General features: G+C 32.9%; 10 protein-coding genes. 2 read left to right on the top strand and 8 right to left on the bottom strand.

The genetic code is table 11. The features are described 5' to 3' along the window. Both ASC44_RS00585 and ASC44_RS00580 read left to right on the top strand, forming a co-directional pair. Positions 1-1,020, top strand: a complete 1,020-nt coding sequence (locus ASC44_RS00585; RefSeq protein WP_055445795.1) for a UDP-glucose--hexose-1-phosphate uridylyltransferase — start codon at positions 1-3, stop codon at positions 1,018-1,020. A 16-nt stretch (positions 1,021-1,036) separates the two neighbouring features. Next, a complete protein-coding gene (locus ASC44_RS00580; RefSeq protein ID WP_055445680.1) occupies positions 1,037-2,140 on the top strand; it encodes a formylglycine-generating enzyme family protein in 1,104 nt (367 codons plus the stop codon). A gap of 89 nt (positions 2,141-2,229) precedes the next feature. On the opposite strand, the gene ASC44_RS00575 is transcribed toward ASC44_RS00580, so the two are convergent. From ASC44_RS00575 to ASC44_RS00540, 8 genes are all read right to left on the bottom strand, one after another. Further along, positions 2,230-3,810, bottom strand: a complete 1,581-nt coding sequence (locus ASC44_RS00575; RefSeq protein ID WP_055445679.1) for a sulfatase family protein — start codon at positions 3,808-3,810, stop codon at positions 2,230-2,232. Between the two features lie 80 nt (positions 3,811-3,890). Beyond that, complete coding sequence (locus ASC44_RS00570; RefSeq protein WP_055445678.1) at positions 3,891-5,570, bottom strand: hypothetical protein; 1,680 nt, start codon at positions 5,568-5,570, stop codon at positions 3,891-3,893. 17 nt (positions 5,571-5,587) lie between these two features. Beyond that, positions 5,588-7,357 carry a RagB/SusD family nutrient uptake outer membrane protein gene (locus tag ASC44_RS00565; RefSeq protein WP_055445677.1) on the bottom strand — a complete coding sequence of 590 codons (1,770 nt, stop codon included), beginning with the start codon at positions 7,355-7,357 and terminating at the stop codon, positions 5,588-5,590. An 18-nt stretch (positions 7,358-7,375) separates the two neighbouring features. Next, entirely contained in the window at positions 7,376-10,414 is a 3,039-nt protein-coding gene (locus tag ASC44_RS00560; RefSeq protein ID WP_241491379.1) for a SusC/RagA family TonB-linked outer membrane protein, read from the bottom strand. A gap of 60 nt (positions 10,415-10,474) precedes the next feature. Continuing rightward, on the bottom strand, positions 10,475-12,361 hold the full coding sequence (locus tag ASC44_RS00555; RefSeq protein ID WP_055445675.1) for an alpha-1,3-galactosidase-related protein: 1,887 nt from the start codon (positions 12,359-12,361) through the stop codon (positions 10,475-10,477). A gap of 155 nt (positions 12,362-12,516) precedes the next feature. Then, positions 12,517-14,862, bottom strand: a complete 2,346-nt coding sequence (locus tag ASC44_RS00550) for a glycoside hydrolase family 2 protein (RefSeq protein WP_055436933.1) — start codon at positions 14,860-14,862, stop codon at positions 12,517-12,519. Positions 14,863-14,957: 95 nt separating this feature from the next. After that, positions 14,958-16,487: a sulfatase family protein gene (locus tag ASC44_RS00545; RefSeq protein WP_055436932.1), complete on the bottom strand. Its 1,530-nt coding sequence runs from the start codon at positions 16,485-16,487 to the stop codon at positions 14,958-14,960. 45 nt (positions 16,488-16,532) lie between these two features. Beyond that, positions 16,533-18,155, bottom strand: a complete 1,623-nt coding sequence (locus ASC44_RS00540; protein ID WP_083476207.1) for a T9SS type A sorting domain-containing protein — start codon at positions 18,153-18,155, stop codon at positions 16,533-16,535. Positions 18,156-18,163: the final 8 nt, after the last annotated feature.

The following is an 18,163-nucleotide window of genomic DNA, read 5'->3' as shown; positions in this document are numbered from 1 at the left end:
ATGGATACAAATTTGCAAGACTATTCGCATAAGCGATTTAATATACTTACGGGAGAATGGGTTTTAGTTTCACCACATAGAGCTAAAAGACCGTGGCAAGGACAAAATGAAGATGTGTCCAACGAAAAACGTCCAGCACACGATCCAAGTTGCTACTTATGCGCAGGAAATACTAGAATTAATGGAGAAGAAAACCCAAAATATGAAGACGTCTTTGTCTTTACTAACGATTTTGCTGCCTTACAAACAACCTCTCCAAAATTTGCTGTAAACGAAGGTTTATTTAGAGCTGAAAGTGAGCAAGGTATCTGTAAAGTTATCTGTTTTAGTCCAGATCACTCTAAGAGTTTAGCAGATATGGAAGTTAAAGACATTGATAAAGTTGTAAAAACTTGGCAAAAAGAATATACCGAGTTAGGGTCTAACGACATGATTAACTATGTTCAGATTTTTGAAAATAAAGGATCTGTAATGGGGTGTAGTAATCCACATCCACATGGTCAAATATGGAGTCAGTCTACATTACCAAATGAAGTTGATAAAAAAGACCAACACCAAAAAGCATATTTTAGTAAAAATAACAGCAGTTTATTAGGCGATTATTTAAAACAAGAATTAGAAGCTAACGAGCGTATTATTTATCAAAACGACCATTTTGTAGTATTAACACCTTTTTGGGCTGTATGGCCTTTTGAAACTATGATTGTTCCAAAAACACAAAAAAGGAATATTGCAGAACTATCTAATGAAGAAAGTTTGGCTTTTGCTGATGCCATTTCTAAAATTACAGTAGCTTACGATAAATTATTTGAATGTTCTTTTCCATATTCTAGTGGTATACACCAATCTCCAACAAATGGAGAAGCAAACAACCATTGGCATTGGCATATGAGTTTTTATCCACCTTTATTAAGAAGCGCAACTGTAAAGAAATTTATGGTAGGTTACGAAATGTTTGGTTCACCTCAAAGAGATATAACGGCAGAACAAGCTGCTAATAGATTAAAAGATTTATTATAATACAAAAACATAAACATTGAAAAAAGCATTAAACCCTTTCTTATTTATTTTCATTCTATTATTAATAGGCTGCAAAGAAGACACTAAAACCATTAAAAAAGAGAAAGTAATAGTTACAACAACTAAAGATGCTGCTCCTACGGAAGCTACAGTTAAAACTCCTGAGGGAATGTTATGGGTGCAAGAAAAAATATTTTTGCAAGGAGGTAAAGATTCCGATCAATATGCAATGCCAAGAGAAAAACCATCTCATAATGTAAAAGTTGATGGTTTTTTTATTGATGTTACGGAAGTAACCAACAAACAATTTAAAGCTTTTGTTGATGCTACAAACTATCTAACTGTTGCAGAGCGTGAAATTGATTGGGAGGAAATGAAAACACAATTACCAGAAAACACTCCAAAACCACATGATTCTATACTACAACCTGGTAGTCTTATTTTTAATAAAGATGTAAATGCTGTAGTAAACATGCAAAACTATGGGCAATGGTGGACATGGAAAATTGGAGCCAATTGGAAACACCCGCAAGGTCCTGATTCTTCTATAAAAGGACAAGATAATTACCCAGTAGTCCATGTAGCCTACGAAGATGCACTAACGTATTGCAAATGGGCAAATAGACGTCTACCAACAGAAGCTGAATGGGAGTCTGCGGCACAAGGAAAAAATACAGATGCTATTTTTACTTGGGGAGACGATCCACAGTTATTAAATAAAAATGCAAACACTTGGCAAGGTACATTTCCAACTATAAATAATCCTATTGACGGATTTAAATATATATCTCCAGTAAAATCTTATGATCCTAATTCGATTGGTTTATATGATATGTCTGGAAATGTTTGGGAAATAACTAGTGATTTTTTCAATACTAATTATTATAAAACCTTAACAGATAATGAAATTTTAGATAATCCTAAAGGAGCTTCAAAAACATATACAGCAACTAATCCTTTTGTTACTGAGTATGTTATTAAAGGCGGTTCTTTTTTATGTAATGCTTCTTATTGTGCAAGTTTTAGAATTTCGTCAAAAATGGGAATGAGTCCAGATTCTGGATCGGACCATATTGGTTTTAGAACTGTGGCTACAGTAGACATGCTATCTCAAAAATAATAGCTCTTTTACTTTTATAGCAATAGCTTAAAATTCTTTTAATTAAAAACACTCAATTCTATAAGTAGAATTGAGTGTTTTTTTTGTTTTTATCTAAAGATAACTTCCTTTACATTTCTATCATATCCTTCACCTCTTAAGGATTCAAATATTTGAAGTAATTCTTCTAATTTTTCAGGATTTGATTTTGCTAAATTATTTTGTTGGCCTGCATCTTCTTTTAAATTATATAATTGAAATTCTGGTAAATTACCCACTTCTATCCCAACTTTTTCTCTAAAATTCTTGCCTTTATAAGGCGGAATCATTAACCAATCTCCATGACGTAATGCTGTTTTTCCTGTGGCTTCAATAATTAGGTTTTCTCTTCCTATTTTAGATTCTCCCATTAAAACACTTAGAAAATCTTTACTATCTGTTGTTGTATCTTCTGTACCAACTAACTTAGCTAAAGAAGCTAATAAATCCATCTGACAAACAACAGCGTCAGAAACACCTGGATTAATTTTCCCTTTCCAATACGTTATAAATGGTACACGCGTACCTGCTTCAAAAATACTATACTTACCTCCTCTTAATCCACCACTAGGATCGTGCTTTCCTGTTTTTTCTACTGCATCATCATAATAACCGTCGTTAAGTACTGGTCCATTATCGCTAGAAAAGACAATTAATGTATTTTCTAAAAGGCCTTCATCTTTTAAGGTTTTCATAAATTCACCAATACACCAATCTGCTTCTAAAATCACATCACCTCTTGGTCCTAATCCCGATTTACCAGCAAATCTAGGATGTGGTGTTCTTGGTACGTGTGGTTGTTGCATTGCATAGTATAGAAAAAATGGTTTATCCTTATGTGTTTTTACGTAATCTTGAGCCTTTACTAAAAAATGGTCTGCCATATCTGTATCTGTCCATTTAGCAGCTTCTCCACCTTTCATATAACCAATACGACCAATACCGTTTACAATACTGTTATTATGGCCATGATGCCATTTCATATCTACCATTTCAGGATTAGAAACCGCAGTTGGCTCTCCTTCAAAGTTCTCTTTGTAACTCACAGAAATAGGGTCGTTTTTATCTAAACCAACTACATTTCCATTATCTATATAAACTGTTGGTACACGATCTTGTGTTGCTGCTAAAATGTAAGATTCATCAAAACCAACCTCATTAGGTCCTGGAGAAACACGCGCGTTCCAATTTACAACTCCGGTTCCTAAACCTAAATGCCATTTACCAACAATTGCAGTATCATAACCTTGACTTTTTAACATTTTTGGTACTGTTTGTTGCTCTGTACTAATTAACAAAGGAGCGGTTCCTGGAAGGATTTTTGCTTTCTTATTTCTCCAAGGATACATACCAGTAAGTATTGCATATCTACTTGGCGTACATGTTGCTGAGGATGCATAACCATTAGTAAATTTTACACCTCCAGAAGCTATAGCATCTATGTTTGGAGTTTGTAATTCTGTAGCGCCATAAGCGCTTAAATCTCCATAACCTAAATCGTCTAAATAGATGACTATAATGTTTGGTTTATTAATAGCGCTTACTTTTTCAACCTGCTTTACTTCTTCTTTGTTTTTATCAGATTTACAGTTATTAAATAACACTACTGAAACTACTAATACTATCTTAAAAATATTATTTCTTATTGTCATATTCCAACACCTTTATTGACGTTAATATAAAAAAGACATGGTATTCCGTCCTTTTACATCTGTTTTTTTAATACACAAAATTATAATCTTGGCTCTATAATTAAGAAATCGAACTTATCTATCCACATTTTTTGAACTTGAGTATCATTTTGACTAGCATTTCTTATGTTAAGATCTATCCTACCAGAATCTATACCTGTAGTCGTTTCTAATGGAAGCTCTACTCTAACCCATTCTCCTCTAGGAGTTGTACTAAGGTCAAAATTAAGAACAGGACCACCTTGTAAATTATACTGGATATTTGTCATAGTATTACCAACTTCCATAAACACCCATACTGTTGGCATGTAGGTTACTTCAGTAATACCATCACCCAATGCAACTCCGTTTAAATCCACAAAACTGAAAGCTCTTAATCTAGCATTATTAGGAATACCTGTATCTGGTGTTTCAAACTTCATAGAGCTATTACCATCAAAAGCCATAGATTCATCTCTAAAATAATATACTGGTCCTGCAGCATTATCTGCATTATGAACAGCAAGATATCCTTCTGTATTTGCCTTAGTAAATTGATTACCTTCAGTATTCCATGGAACTTCATAGCCTAAAGTTTCAGGGTTCAAAACACCTTCAACCAGCATCTCTACCATTTCTGGTCCAAAACTTTCTAAAACCCTTGAATCTACAGACACTATATTTCCAGCTGTGTAAGTAACAGTGATTTCATCAGAATTGAATATTGGTTCTGATAACACTAAATCGATTTGCGTAGCATCATCATTATTAACTGTTGCAGATTGAACAGGAATGTTTTGATTAAAACCTGTTTCAGTATTTATAACATTTACTACAAAATTACCTTCTTCACTTGACAATGTTGCAATTTCTCCTGTGACTTTGAAAGAAAGAACTTCTATTGATGATTCTGTTATATCTGTATTTAATACAAAAGGTTGTGTAGATGGTATAACTTCTATTTTAAGAGGAATTAATTTAGTAGCTTCACCATCTGGTTTAGCGTTATCTGTTCTTTTTGAAGTTATGCTACCTGCAGTATAGTTACCTAATCCATTGTATGATAAGTTTACAGACTCTCCACCACTAGTATCCATAGATCCTCCATTAAAGTTCCAAGTTCTAGCATCAGGATCTCCTGTTATTGTTAAATCTATATAAGTCAATTGTTCTCCAGCTTCTAACGTTATGCTTGGCCATGACGCAGCATTAGCTTCACTAGGCATATCTGCTTCACTTATTGAAAGTATTTCATCTGTACCTTTCATAACTTTAAACATAGGTTTAATGTCGTCGAAAACCGTTACTGTAAACACTTTATTTACTTTCCATACACCATCACTAAAAACAGATTCTGCAACAGAATCTCTAAAGGTGTTTCTTAGCTCTATTTCTTTAACTCCTGGTTGTCTAAAAATAACATTAATATGATTTTGACTAGATGCTAATGGTCCTGCAGAAGATATAAAATCTGTATAAATTGTATCTTGCTCTGCATCAAAATCTCCATTTAATAAATTTGTACCTGATGGTATATGCCAACTATGCGTTAATGCATTTTTAGACACATCCCTAAATCCCACATAATCGTTTAAAGCTGAAACGTAATCAGATTCTTCAAAACCTTGAGTTGTAGTCCATAATAGACTTGAAAAATCGCCATAAGGTGCTTCATAATCATCCTTTTCACAACTAACTATAAACGCCAGTATCAATGCCGAAATAATAAATATTTTTTTCATCTTTCTTCTTTTTAAAATTAGTTTGAAACTGAATTGTTACTTAATGTTTCACTTGTTGGTATTGGAAAATATCCATTAGTATAAAACTGTGCAGCTCCTGTATATTCTTGTACCAATTGTGGATCTTCTGTTGAATCTGGACTCACACCTGCTTGTACTAAAGAACTACTTCTTGATAATGTACTAGATGTTTCGTCGTCATAATAATCATAACCTATTACGTAAAACGATTGTGTAGATAAATTGTTAAATCTATCACTAGCAACGTTCCAACGTCTTAAATCTACAATTCTAGTTGAAACACCTTCTACAGATAATTCTAATGGACGCTCTACATACATTAAATGATCCATAAGAGAATCTTCTGTGTATGGTGTACCATCTGCTAAACTTACATTAGCATCTAGTAATTGTAATCCCCAACGTTGGCGAATAGGGTTTATTAGATCGATTGCTCCACTTATATTATTGTCTCCTTTTAGTACAGCTTCTGCGTACATTAAATAGACATCTGCTAAACGATTCATGATTACATTTTTACCAGACTTCCAACTTGTTTCTCCTGTATCATTTTCGTTAGCTGCAATATCATGATTAGTATATTTTTTAAAATAACCATATTTTCTTTGCGAGCTACCAAAATTTTGCGCTATAGCTGCAGATGGTTGTAGGTAGTACTCTGTGTCTTGATCGTTAACGACTGCTATCATTGCAGAAGATCTAAGTGATACACCTCTAGCTCTTGGTAAAGATGTTTCTCTATCAATTACTGTATTTCTTGGATCAGACATGTTTAATGGCTCGTTAGCATAAGCATGAATCAACCATGCCGCTGCTGTAAATTGTTGATTAAAACTAGAACCTCCTGCATCTTGTGGCGCAGAGAATCTACCATTTCTCATATTAAAACTTTCTTCATCAAACTGCGATTCTTCCAATTGCTGATCTACAGTATAATTAATTTCTAAAATAGATTCAGAATTAAAATCTCCAGCTTCTGTAAACATAAGACTAGCGTCTTGAACTAAAGCATAACCATAAGGCCCATTAATTACATCATCGAAATACGTTTTTGCTATTTGATAATCTGCTGGGTTTTGAGATGCTGAATATAAATAACTTGTTCCCAAAATAGTAGCTGCTGTACCTGCTGTTACTCTTGTTTTCTGAGGAAATGTGTTTGGTAAATTTTGGTAAGCAAATACTAAATCGTCTCTAAAAAATGTCATTACTTCTTCTGAAGTACTTAATGGTTTAGAAAAATCTGCTTGTGTTGCTGGTATAACGTCTCTTATTACTATACTTCCTTCATTATATAATGCATGTAAATAAAAGTGAGCTAAGCCTCTAAAAAATCGAGCTTGAGCCATTTGTTCTGTCCAACGGTCTGCTGCTTGTAAATCTTCACCCATACTATTTAAACCATCCATAACTTGATTGGCTCTCCATATTACTTGATACAACGCATCCCAACGTTGATTTATAAAATCATTATCTTCATTAATAACGTGCTCATAAATATTTAATGCATCAGCTCTAATATTTCCAGATCTAATCCCTGGAAAGGCCATATCTGATCGCCAAGATTCTTCTCTAGCAGATACAATCCAAGTATTTAACATGGCTCCATAAACTGAAGTTAATACTGTTTCTGACTCGTCTAAATTTTGAAAAAAGGTGTCTGCCGAAATTTCATTTGGGTTCGTCTCTTCAAGATAATCTTCGCATGATTGTACTATTGCTAGGCAAAAAACAAATGCTACTATTTTTATTAAATATGTTTTCATTTTTCTAAGTTTTTTTGATTAAAAAGAAAGTTTAACTCCTAAACTATAAGTTGACGAAATTGGATATCTTGATTGATCGATACCTCTTCTTGCTACGTTGTTACCACCTACTTCTGGATCATAACCATCGTAACCAGTAATAGTAATTGGGTTTTGCCCGCTTAAATAGACTTTTAATTTAGTCAATCCTATTTTATCGCATGCTTCTTCAGGAAGAGAGTAACCTAAAGTTACTTGTTTCAATCTTAAATAGTCTCCATCTTCTAACCAGTAATCTGTAGTTCCTGCATAGTTTGGATGTTCTCTACCTCGACCTTGAAACGAAGGAATATTAGACGTAGGATTATCTGGTGTCCATTGATTTACTAGGTCTTGATGACGTTGCCAACCGTACATAGCTGCTTTATTACCATTTAAAATCTCGGCTCCTGATGTACCAAACCAATTCATTGAAAAATCGAATCTACCAATATCCCAATTAAAATTAATTCCATATTCAAAATCTGCTAATCCACTACCATGGTATGTTCTATCTTCTGCTGTTATATTTCCATCGCCATTAGAATCTACATATCTTAAATCTCCAACTTCTGCATTGGCTCTTGAAGGAAATTGTCTATAGAGATCTCTTTCTGCTATATTTTTAATTGTCCCAGATGTTTCATGTAAGAAAAATGCACCTGCTTCATAACCTTCCGCAATAACAGTTGTTGCATATAAATCGCTATCACCACTAATTAATGATGAATTACTATTATAAATTATACCATCACCAGCTACTTTAGTTATTTCATTATCGTTAGTAGTAAAAGTTGCACCTATTCTAAACTTACTTTTTCCTATTGATGCTCTATAATTAGCTGCTAACTCTAAACCTTTGTTAGTCATATTACCAACATTTAATATTAGACTTGGATCATAAAGCGCTCCTGAAGAACCTGGAAGTGTTACTGGAAATAACATGTCTTCTTTTTTAGTTATATAGTAATCTGCAGTTAAGGTCACCTTATTTCTAAATAATGAAATATCAACTCCTATATTATTGGATATTGAAGTTTCCCATTTAACATCTCTATTAGCATAAGAACGTATTGAAGAACCAAAGTCTACAGAACTATCATTTTCACTAAAAATATAATCTGCAAATGGTGCAATAGTACTTGCAAACTCATAATCACTAAAACTATCGTTACCTACTTGACCGTGACTTAAACGTAATTTAAATTTATTAACCACTTTCTTTAAAGGCTCCCAAAATGGTTCGCTAGATACATTCCATGCAGCAGCTACAGATGGGAATGTTCCCCATCTAAAGTCTCTACCAAATCTTGATGAACCATCACGTCTCGCTAATGCAGATATAATATATTTACCATCGTAATTGTATTGTATCCTTCCTAAAGTACCAACTCTTTTAGTTGTATAATCAAACCCACTTCCTACATTCTCATTCAAAGTACCACCATTTAAAACGGTAATTGCATTATTTGAGACACCGTTTATAGAAGCAAAAAACGTTTTATTATTATCTTCTTCTAATGTAACTACTGCTTGAGCCGAAACACTGTGCTTCCCAAATTCTTTCTTAAAATCTAGACCAGCATCCCAACTAAACTTTGTAGTTCTTGTTGCCGTTTCTGTTACTCCATTTAAAGTAGGATCTGATTCGGTTGTACCATCATCAATATTAAATAAATCAAATTTTGGACGAAAAATACTTCTACTATCATTTGTAATTGAGGAACCAACATTGGTTATAAAATCTAAATTCTCCACTAGTTTACGTCTAATTCCTAAACTAACATTCGTTCTATCTCTATTACTATCATCTTTTCTTTTAAGCGCTTGCCCTAACGCTATTGCTGGTGTTCTAGTTCCTCCAGAGCTATTTACAACTGCAACATCGGCATCTGGATTAATTTCAGGAAAATAAGGTCTGTATCTACTAGCAGTTACTATAAGTCCTTCACTTGCTCTTCTTCTATTTTCGTTGGTAGTAGCTATACTTCCATTAATTTTCCATTTATCAGTATTGTACTGTGCTGAAATACGTCCATTGTAGCGTTTAAAATTTGAATTGACTAATGAACCATCTTGATCATACAAGCTTCCTGAAGCATTATAAGAGAATTTCTCTGTACCTCCAGATAAATTTAAATTATACGTTTTTACTTCGGCAGCATCGACTAAAACATAATCCTCAAAATTATTATCGTTACCTAACCACTCTGGGTTATTAACTGTCGCTGGATCAATACCTCCAAAATAGTTAGCTGTATTAATCTCATAAAATAATTGATCTGCTGTGTTCATTAATGGTGTACCAACGCCAAGAAATTGTTGTCCCACAGTATAATCAAAATCCACACTCATTACGCCATCTCTACCAGTCTTTGTTGTTATTAATATTACACCTGCTGCTCCTCTTGACCCATAAACAGCTGTAGATGCTGCATCTTTAAGTACATCTATAGTTTCTATTTCGTTAGCCGATAATCCTGGATCTCCAATTTGTGGTATTCCATTAACAACAAACAATGGTGTATTACTTCCACTTAAAGAAGTAATACCACGTATTTGAATATTTGAAGCTTCACCAGGTTCTCCAGAGCTAGCAGATACACTTACACCAGCAATTTGCCCTTGTAATCTTGATGCTATATCTGAGGTTACAAATTGCTCAATATCTTTAGCTTTCACTCTGTTAACAGCACCAGTAACTTCTTTCTTTTTAACCGATCCATATCCTACTACAATAACTTCGTCTAGGCTTTCTGCATCTTCTTCCATAGAAATATTAGCAGTTGCAGAGCTTACTATTAAAGTTTGTGACTTTAAGCCGATAAATGTAAAATTTAGAACATCACCTGTTTTTGCTTCAATGGTGTAATCTCCATCAAAATTTGATGAAGTCCCAACATTTGTACCTTGTACAATTACAGTTACACCAGGAATAGGCATCCCATCTGATGCGTCTGTAATTTTACCACTTACTTGAGCATACCCAAAAAATGACACACCTAAGGTCATCAACAGTAGTAGAGAAATAGATCTCATAAAATTTAGTTTTTTGATTAATATTTTGCTTTTCATATGGTTGGTTTTGATTGATATATTCTATTTAAAGTTTAAGCTAGTTAAAGATTCGTCTGTCTCTAGGATTTCTTTTGCTTTTCCTTGATACGTGTTATTTTCTAATGTAATATTCTTTGATGCTTCAACTCTTATTGCTGGATTATTGGGATGAAGCTGAGGAAATGTACCAGAATTAGTAATCGTGTTTCCTTTAAAAACTAATCCATCTACATTGGTTACTTCTAAAATTAAATTATCGAATTGGTTGAAAGTATTGTTAGTAATTTCAATATTTTTAAAGGCTATATTTTTGTTATCATCATCTGTATCAAAACGAATAACACCTCTATTTTTACCTCCATGTTGACAGTCTTGAAATGTATTTCCTTTAATAACAACATTTGCTGCATTTCCAGATTCGTACCAATGACCACTTTCTACAGGTATTAAAAGGGCTTCCATTTCTGTACTAAAAAAATTGTTTTCTATAACCGTATTTACAGGATTAGAAATTAACAAACCTCTAGCTCTATTATTTCTTATTTTACAATTTTGAACTAATAAATCTGGATAACCATCAAGATTTTCTACTAAATCTCCTGGTTTTACATCTTCTGGCAATTTTTCATTTAATGTAATAATTTGATATCTATTATTAATGTATTCAATGCTTTTGATAGTTGATTTTTGATAGGCGAAAAATGAATTACTCAATCTTACAAAACCTAAATTATCATTTGGTTGACCAATAACAAATGCCTTTTGTTGATGATGTCCCATTCTTACTCCTACTCTATAATCGTCTAAAACATCTACAATTTTTTGATACGTGCCATGAATATTTGATGCATCGTCTAGTTGATTTTCGAACGTGCAATTTTTTAATATCACTTTACCACTACAACCTACAAAATGTGTAGCATCTGCAGTGGTAGAAACCATGCGTCCTTGAGAAGGTGTTACATTAAAATTATCCAGTATTAAATCTGAAGAGTTTTCTGCTATAATTCCCATGCCTCCAGCATGATGTACATTTACATTCAAGGCATTAAAACCATTTGTATGTGTTACTCTAAATGCTGGTGCTACTCTATTTAAACCTTGTTCTCCTTTCATGGATAAGACAAAACCAACTGGTGGCATTTTTTTAGTATGACCGTGAATTCTTATTAAGCCTGGTTTTAATTCTTCGGCAGTTACACGATTTTCGACACCTATATCTTTATAACCAACATCGCGTCTATCGTATTCATACTTATAGCTTATATTTTTTAGGTTACGTTTTACATCTGCTTTCTTTTTAGTTGTAATACTTGTATAAGCTTCGGTATTAAAAGCAATTGCCTTTCTTTCTGGATCGTATAAAATAGATTGTCCGATAGTATGCTGATAGTATTCTTTAACAAAAATTAATTCACCATTTGTTATATAATAAGGATATTTCTCATCGATTTGCATATCGAAAGTTTTATTTTTCGCATCATTAGCTACAATTAAACCTTCACTATGAAAAGACTGAAACCAATCTATCGACACATTCTTTACACTAATATTTTTACTACCTTCAATTAAAAATGGAATGATAACACCATGGAAAATAAAAGTAGAACCTTGTCCATCTATTGTTAAGTTTTCCATATTGAATAATGGAAAAGGTGTATTTATCATTAAATCTCCATGGTTTGAGATATAACTAAACTTCTCGAAACCTTTATCTGGATAAAAATGATATGTTCCTTTTTCAAATGTAATTTCTGAAATAGGATTATCGTTAGCCTTTAATATTCTAGATACTAATGCTGGTGTTGCATCTTCTGCAATTTCTAAACCAAACGTAACAACTTCTGCTTTTGGCATTGCTTTACTAAAGCATCCTAAATTTAAGAAGGATAGTGCTAATAGAAATAATATGAAACTATTTTTTTGCATAGAGGTTTAAAATTGGTTTGTTACAATGGTTAAATTTCAGTTAATTATATAAAGTGTTTGTATATATGGGTAAATTATATGTCCTTAACAGTAAATTAACATTTAAAACCAAGCCATACGCGGCATTGTTTGATTTATTGAATACATTAAAAAACTTATTTTACTTCAAACTCTAAGTTACCTTTTAACGATTCGGAACTTGCAGATACACTAATAACCTCTTTAGTGTTTCCTAATTGTAAGATTGCTGATGCAATTCCTGCTTCTGCTTTAACAGCATCAAGATTCATCACTTTTACATTACCATTGATGCTTAAAGTAATGGTTTCAGAAAATTCTGGATTAACTGTATCGTTATCATCAATTGCAGCAACATAAAGAAACATGGTGTCGCTTTGACCTGCAGTTGGAGCTTTACCACTTTCGTCTAACCAAACTTTTAGTTTCGTTGCTTTTTGAGGCGTTATAACAACGTCTTCTCCTATTGCTTTCCCATCAACTAAACCTACTGCTTTTAAAGTTCCAGGTTTAAAAGTTTTTAGACTGAAGGTAAAAGGTGGATGATTTAAATGTGTTGTATTTTTATTAGCATTAGGCTTTTGTTTTCCTACTAATTCATCATTTAAATACAACGCTACCTCATCTGCATTAGAATACACCATAATATCTGTTGGTGATTTATCATTCCAATAGGTTGCTAATTCAACAACTTTTAATTCATCTATATCACGCTGGCTTTGATAAAAATAATAGGCGAATTTTGGTAACCTAAATAAGTCCATTAAACCAGAACGCTCGATATCATCGTGGTAACCTCGGTTATAATCGTACATTACCCAATAACTATCTGAATACGCTCGCATACTTAAATTATCGTTATGCGCTTCTTGGACATTGTAGGCTTGACGCATCATACGTTCTTCTCCAAAACCACGAGCTTGACGACTACTCTTTTCTGTTCTTATATCCTTAGGCATTTTATCTTGATTTAAACCCGCATTTTTCGAGTAGTATTCCCAATCACCATATTCTGAAACTGTAATTGGTTTTTCTTTATAAGGATGTGGCCTTAATATTCTATGCTGACGTGCTTCTAAATAAATATCGTAAACATCGTCCTTCCAACCACAAGAATATACATTCTTACCTGGATATTCGGCATGTGTAATGTTGTTTAATTCTTCCATGAAATAAACTGGCATTGTCTTAGTTTCGTTTAAGGATACTTCCCAAGCCAAAACTGATGGATGATTTCTATCTCTTCTAATTAAGTTTGTTGCAGATTTATAACAATAGTTTCTAAAATCTTCGGTATCATTATAAAATTGCCAACCCATAATGGCATCTATAACAACTAATCCTAATTCATCGCAAGCATCCATAAACGCTGGAGACTGTGGATAATGTGATAACCTGATATAATCGAAACCTCCGTCTTTTATTTTCTTAGCATCTCTATATTGTGCATTGTCTGATAGCGCGTAGCCTATGTATGGATATTCTTGATGACGATTAACACCTCTTAAAAACGTTTTCTCTCCATTGATATACAATTGATGTTTATCATCAAAAGTAAATTCTCTAATACCAAAACGCGTAGTTTGTTGATCTATAATTTTGCCATCCTGAAGTACTTTGGTTTCTAAACTGTATAAATTAGGCAGTTTTGGTGACCATAATTTAGCATCTACAATGGTAATTTGTTTTGATAATTCTATATCTTTTTCTCCTTCTATTCTCACATCGGAAGACTTTATCTCTTCCACTACTTTTCCGTTTCTTAAAACTGTTTGAACTAGTTCAATAGATTTTGAATCTTTATATTCATTAACTAAATGTGTTTTTACATGAACTACAGATTCAGCTTTAGATACTTTTGGATAGGTAATAAAAACACCTCCACCTGCAACTTTATTGGCTAGCACAGGATGTGAAATATAGATTTTTTCTTTTGTAAATAAATTGGCTTTTCTATACAAACCTCCATACATATTAAAATCTAATCGATTTAATGGTTTTGGCCCAGTGACTAAGTTATCGGTATTATCTAAACGTACAGCAATTATATTTTTATCACCAGCTTTTATGTATTTTGAAATATCTACAATAACTGGTAAATAACCGCCTTGATGCTCATTTACTTCTATTCCGTTTATGTACATTTTAGAATAATTCATGGCAGCTTCAAGCTCTAAAAACACTTTTTTATCGTTATCACTCTTAGGTATTGTTATAGTTTTACGATACCAACATATGCCTTGCCACTGGTCGTTTACTGTTAAAGGCTCAATATTAGCTGTATGTGGTAAACTAACCGTTTCCCAAGCCGAATCGTTAAAATCTACAGTATGAATTTTACTATCTAAATCTTTAGATTCTTCTACTTTACTAAATTTCCAATCTTCATTAATTTTTATCTCTTCATTGGTAACAACTTCTTTACAAAATTGAAAAACTATAACAACAACTATTAGTAATAGTACTATTTTTAAATATTTCATATGCCTATATTTATTATTTTATATCACGTGTTATTCTCTATTAGTCATTCTCTTTGACTATATAATTTTGAGCAGCTCGTTATATTAATTAGTTTTTATTTTTGATTCTTTAAATAATTTCTATACTCCTTTCCCCATTTCTTAAAACCTACTTCTACTCCTTCCTCCATTTGTTTTTGAATTTCTGGATGCTCTGTTTTTATCCATTTAACCAAACCAATAGTTTGGTCCATGTTTTTTGGATTATAAATAATGCTTACTGGTTTCATTAGGTTGTCAAAACCTATTGTTTTTTCTCTTAAATCAGCTAACAAACCCTCGTATTGAGGGTTGTCTGCTAGATTCACTAATTCAAAGGGATCATTTATTAAATTATATAATTCTTCTACTGGTTTAGAATCTTCAAAAAAGAATGCTTGTTCTTTAGTTAGCTTTCCTTCTTTTTTCAACGTTCGCATAACATGAACTGCTGGTCTGTAAAATTCTAAATATCCTTGGTGTGCATCGAAAGGAATTTCTGGTTTATCGTTTCTTATATATTTCCACTCATCAGAAGTTATTCCTCGAGATTCTTCTGGAATTTCATCCCATAAATCTCTTGCTCCATAGACATATTCTCTATTGAAATTTTCATTGAACATAGGCTGACCTGTCATGTATTCAGGAATTTTAATATTAGCAAATTCTAAAATACTAGCTGTTATATCTGTAGCACTCACAACATCTTTTCGAACTTCTCCACCTTTAAATTGTTCTGGATAATAGACTATTAAAGGAATACGTAATCCTGGATCGTGTAAATAGCCTTTACCACGAATATTGCAACGACCATTATCTCCAATAAAAATGACAACTGTATTATCTGCCATTCCCTTATCTTCGAGTTCTTTAAAAATCATGCCGACTTCATTATCCATATATTCGATTTGGTCTAAGTATTTAGCCCAATCTAATCGTATAGCAGGATGATCTGCCATATATGGTGGCATTTCTACTGTATCAGGATTTACAGGATGTTTAGATTCACTTCGTACTTGGTCCCACCAATCTCCTCTATGCGTTACAGCTAATTGAATTTGAGCAAAGAAAGGCTCGTCTGCTTTTTCAAAAGTATCATACTTATCAAACAGACCAAATTTTGATTCTCCATCCCACTCTCCTAAAGCTTCATGCTTAAAATTAACGTCGATTTTACGTCCTTTTTTCATGACCGCATGGTTACCCAAAATAGTGGTGTATCCTGCTTCTCGTAATTTCTGAGTAAATGGAGTAAATTGTTTATCTAAAGGAACTTCTCTATTACTTCTATGATGATGCGTATTTGTTTTAACTTGATGTGTTCCAATTATCATAGCAGATCGACTTGGCGAACATATTGGATTGGTTACAAATGCATTATCAAACCTAATGCCTTCTGTAGCCATCTTGTCTAAGTATGGTGTTTTTACATTTGGTAAACCATAGCAAGCTAAATCTGTGCTCATATCTTCTGCCATAAGCCAGATAATGTTGGGTTGCTTCTTTTCTATAATAGCTTCTTTTGTTTGTGACTTTGATTTTTCACATGCTGTAAGTATTAAACTTAATGCTATAATAAAAATGAAGTGTTTTGTATATATTTTCATAGACTAAAAACTTATGTTCTAAAATTAAATTTTATGGTTGAAGCATTAATTAATTACAACTTTCTTCACCATACCAGTTTTACCAAATTTTAAAATATAGACTCCATTACTTAAATGCGAAACGTCTATTTTATTTTGTGATTGCAATTGGTAACTACCAACCCGTTTTCCTAGAATATTATACCACTGAACAGCTCCACCTTCCATATTATTTGGTAGTATAATGTTTAAAATATTAGTTGTTGGGTTTGGATAAATAACGATACTTTCTAATGCAAGATTAGTAACTGATAGTGTTCCATTTTCTAATGGATTTCTAGGATTAGGTGTGTTTTGATAGCCATTAGGTATAAAAAAGTTTACTCCGTTTACAGATTCATTACAAACCTCATAATCATCAACACTGCTTTTAAAAATAGCATTTGTAGGCAAGTAATGTGCTGCAATATTGTACCCAATTGCAGTAACTTCTGTATCTGGAAAATCTAATGTATAATATCCTGGCCTGTCCTCTTCGCTAAGTACTGCTCCCGGAGAAGGCGCAGTTCTGCTTTCTCCATCTGTGTTTAAGGCTGATGCTACACCAATACCTCCAGATCTTTCCACTCTTAACTGACAAGGAATATAACGCAATCTAGAATCTCTCATTTGAGCATTTTGTCCAAAAGTTGCGGTTACATTTCTAATTTTAGAAGTCTCATCAAAAGAACCTGGTATTAAACCATCTGTCTCTTGTGTATTTGTAGCAAACCCTGCAGCCCAAACTACAGCCATTTCGCAGCTAGTTGCAGTAATATTTTCAGCATTAAAATATCCTTGACTTAAGGTGTGTGGAGACAATTGCAAAGCACTTTGTCCATTGGTACATGCGATATTTCTAGCCCAAATATTATCTAATTTTATATCATTAAAATTATAAAGCTCTGTGTATTGTAATAAGTTGAATCCTGTTTCTAGTCTGAGTGTAGCACCACCAACCGTTGACAAATTTCTAAACAACAAATTTTTACCACCTTGTGTTTGTACTAATCCAAAGCCATAATGTCCATTGGTCATAGATATATTTTCGATAATTCCTCCATTAGGAATACCTCTAATATTATTAATTCTTGTGCCTGATGCTGTAGATGTGGTCGTGTAATTACTACCAAAAGCTAATGAAGAAAACTCAGTATAATTATCTATTATATTAAAGTTAGAGACTTTAAAATTGCTACAATATTTGAAAGAAATAGCTCTTATCCTGATGGTAGCTGCTAATGCTGTAAAATCTATAGTAAAATTACCTCCAATACCAATAAGACTAAAATTATTTATTCCGGTATTTAAATCTGCATTAAACAAAGCATTATTTGCCGAAGCTGAAGGATTAAATGGTAAAAACGTAACACCAGAATTAACTTCAAGATGCACATTAGACCGTAAATTAACTTCCAAAACTCTATAAATCCCTGCGTTAACAATTACTTTTCCACCACCTGCAGTATTTACAGTATTAATAGCGTTTTGAAGTGTTTGCGAATCGTCTCCCGTTCCTCCAGATGCAGAAATAGTTTGTGTTTCAGCTCCTATAGTTGGATTAAAAAATGTGTTATCTAAAGGTAAGGTTTGCGAATAAACATTTGTAACCAACAATAGACCTATAGTGATTTTTAAAAATGATCTCATCTCGTTAT

This window comes from Lacinutrix mariniflava, assembly GCF_001418015.1.
Taxonomy (GTDB): Bacteria; Bacteroidota; Bacteroidia; order Flavobacteriales; family Flavobacteriaceae; genus Lacinutrix; species Lacinutrix mariniflava.
Note: the sequence above shows the minus strand (reverse complement) of the source record. Positions and strands in the feature narration are given on the sequence as shown.

Bases quoted from the DNA above. Each gene is read 5' to 3' on its own strand.
- ASC44_RS00585 (WP_055445795.1), top strand. From the start codon at position 1: ATGGATACAAATTTGCAAGACTATTCGCATAAGCGATTTAATATACTT.
- ASC44_RS00575 (WP_055445679.1), bottom strand. From the start codon at position 3,810: ATGACAATAAGAAATAATATTTTTAAGATAGTATTAGTAGTTTCAGTA.
- ASC44_RS00570 (WP_055445678.1), bottom strand. From the start codon at position 5,570: ATGAAAAAAATATTTATTATTTCGGCATTGATACTGGCGTTTATAGTT.
- ASC44_RS00565 (WP_055445677.1), bottom strand. From the start codon at position 7,357: ATGAAAACATATTTAATAAAAATAGTAGCATTTGTTTTTTGCCTAGCA.
- ASC44_RS00560 (WP_241491379.1), bottom strand. From the start codon at position 10,414: ATGAGATCTATTTCTCTACTACTGTTGATGACCTTAGGTGTGTCATTT.
- ASC44_RS00555 (WP_055445675.1), bottom strand. From the start codon at position 12,361: ATGCAAAAAAATAGTTTCATATTATTTCTATTAGCACTATCCTTCTTA.
- ASC44_RS00550 (WP_055436933.1), bottom strand. From the start codon at position 14,862: ATGAAATATTTAAAAATAGTACTATTACTAATAGTTGTTGTTATAGTT.
- ASC44_RS00545 (WP_055436932.1), bottom strand. From the start codon at position 16,487: ATGAAAATATATACAAAACACTTCATTTTTATTATAGCATTAAGTTTA.
- ASC44_RS00540 (WP_083476207.1), bottom strand. From the start codon at position 18,155: ATGAGATCATTTTTAAAAATCACTATAGGTCTATTGTTGGTTACAAAT.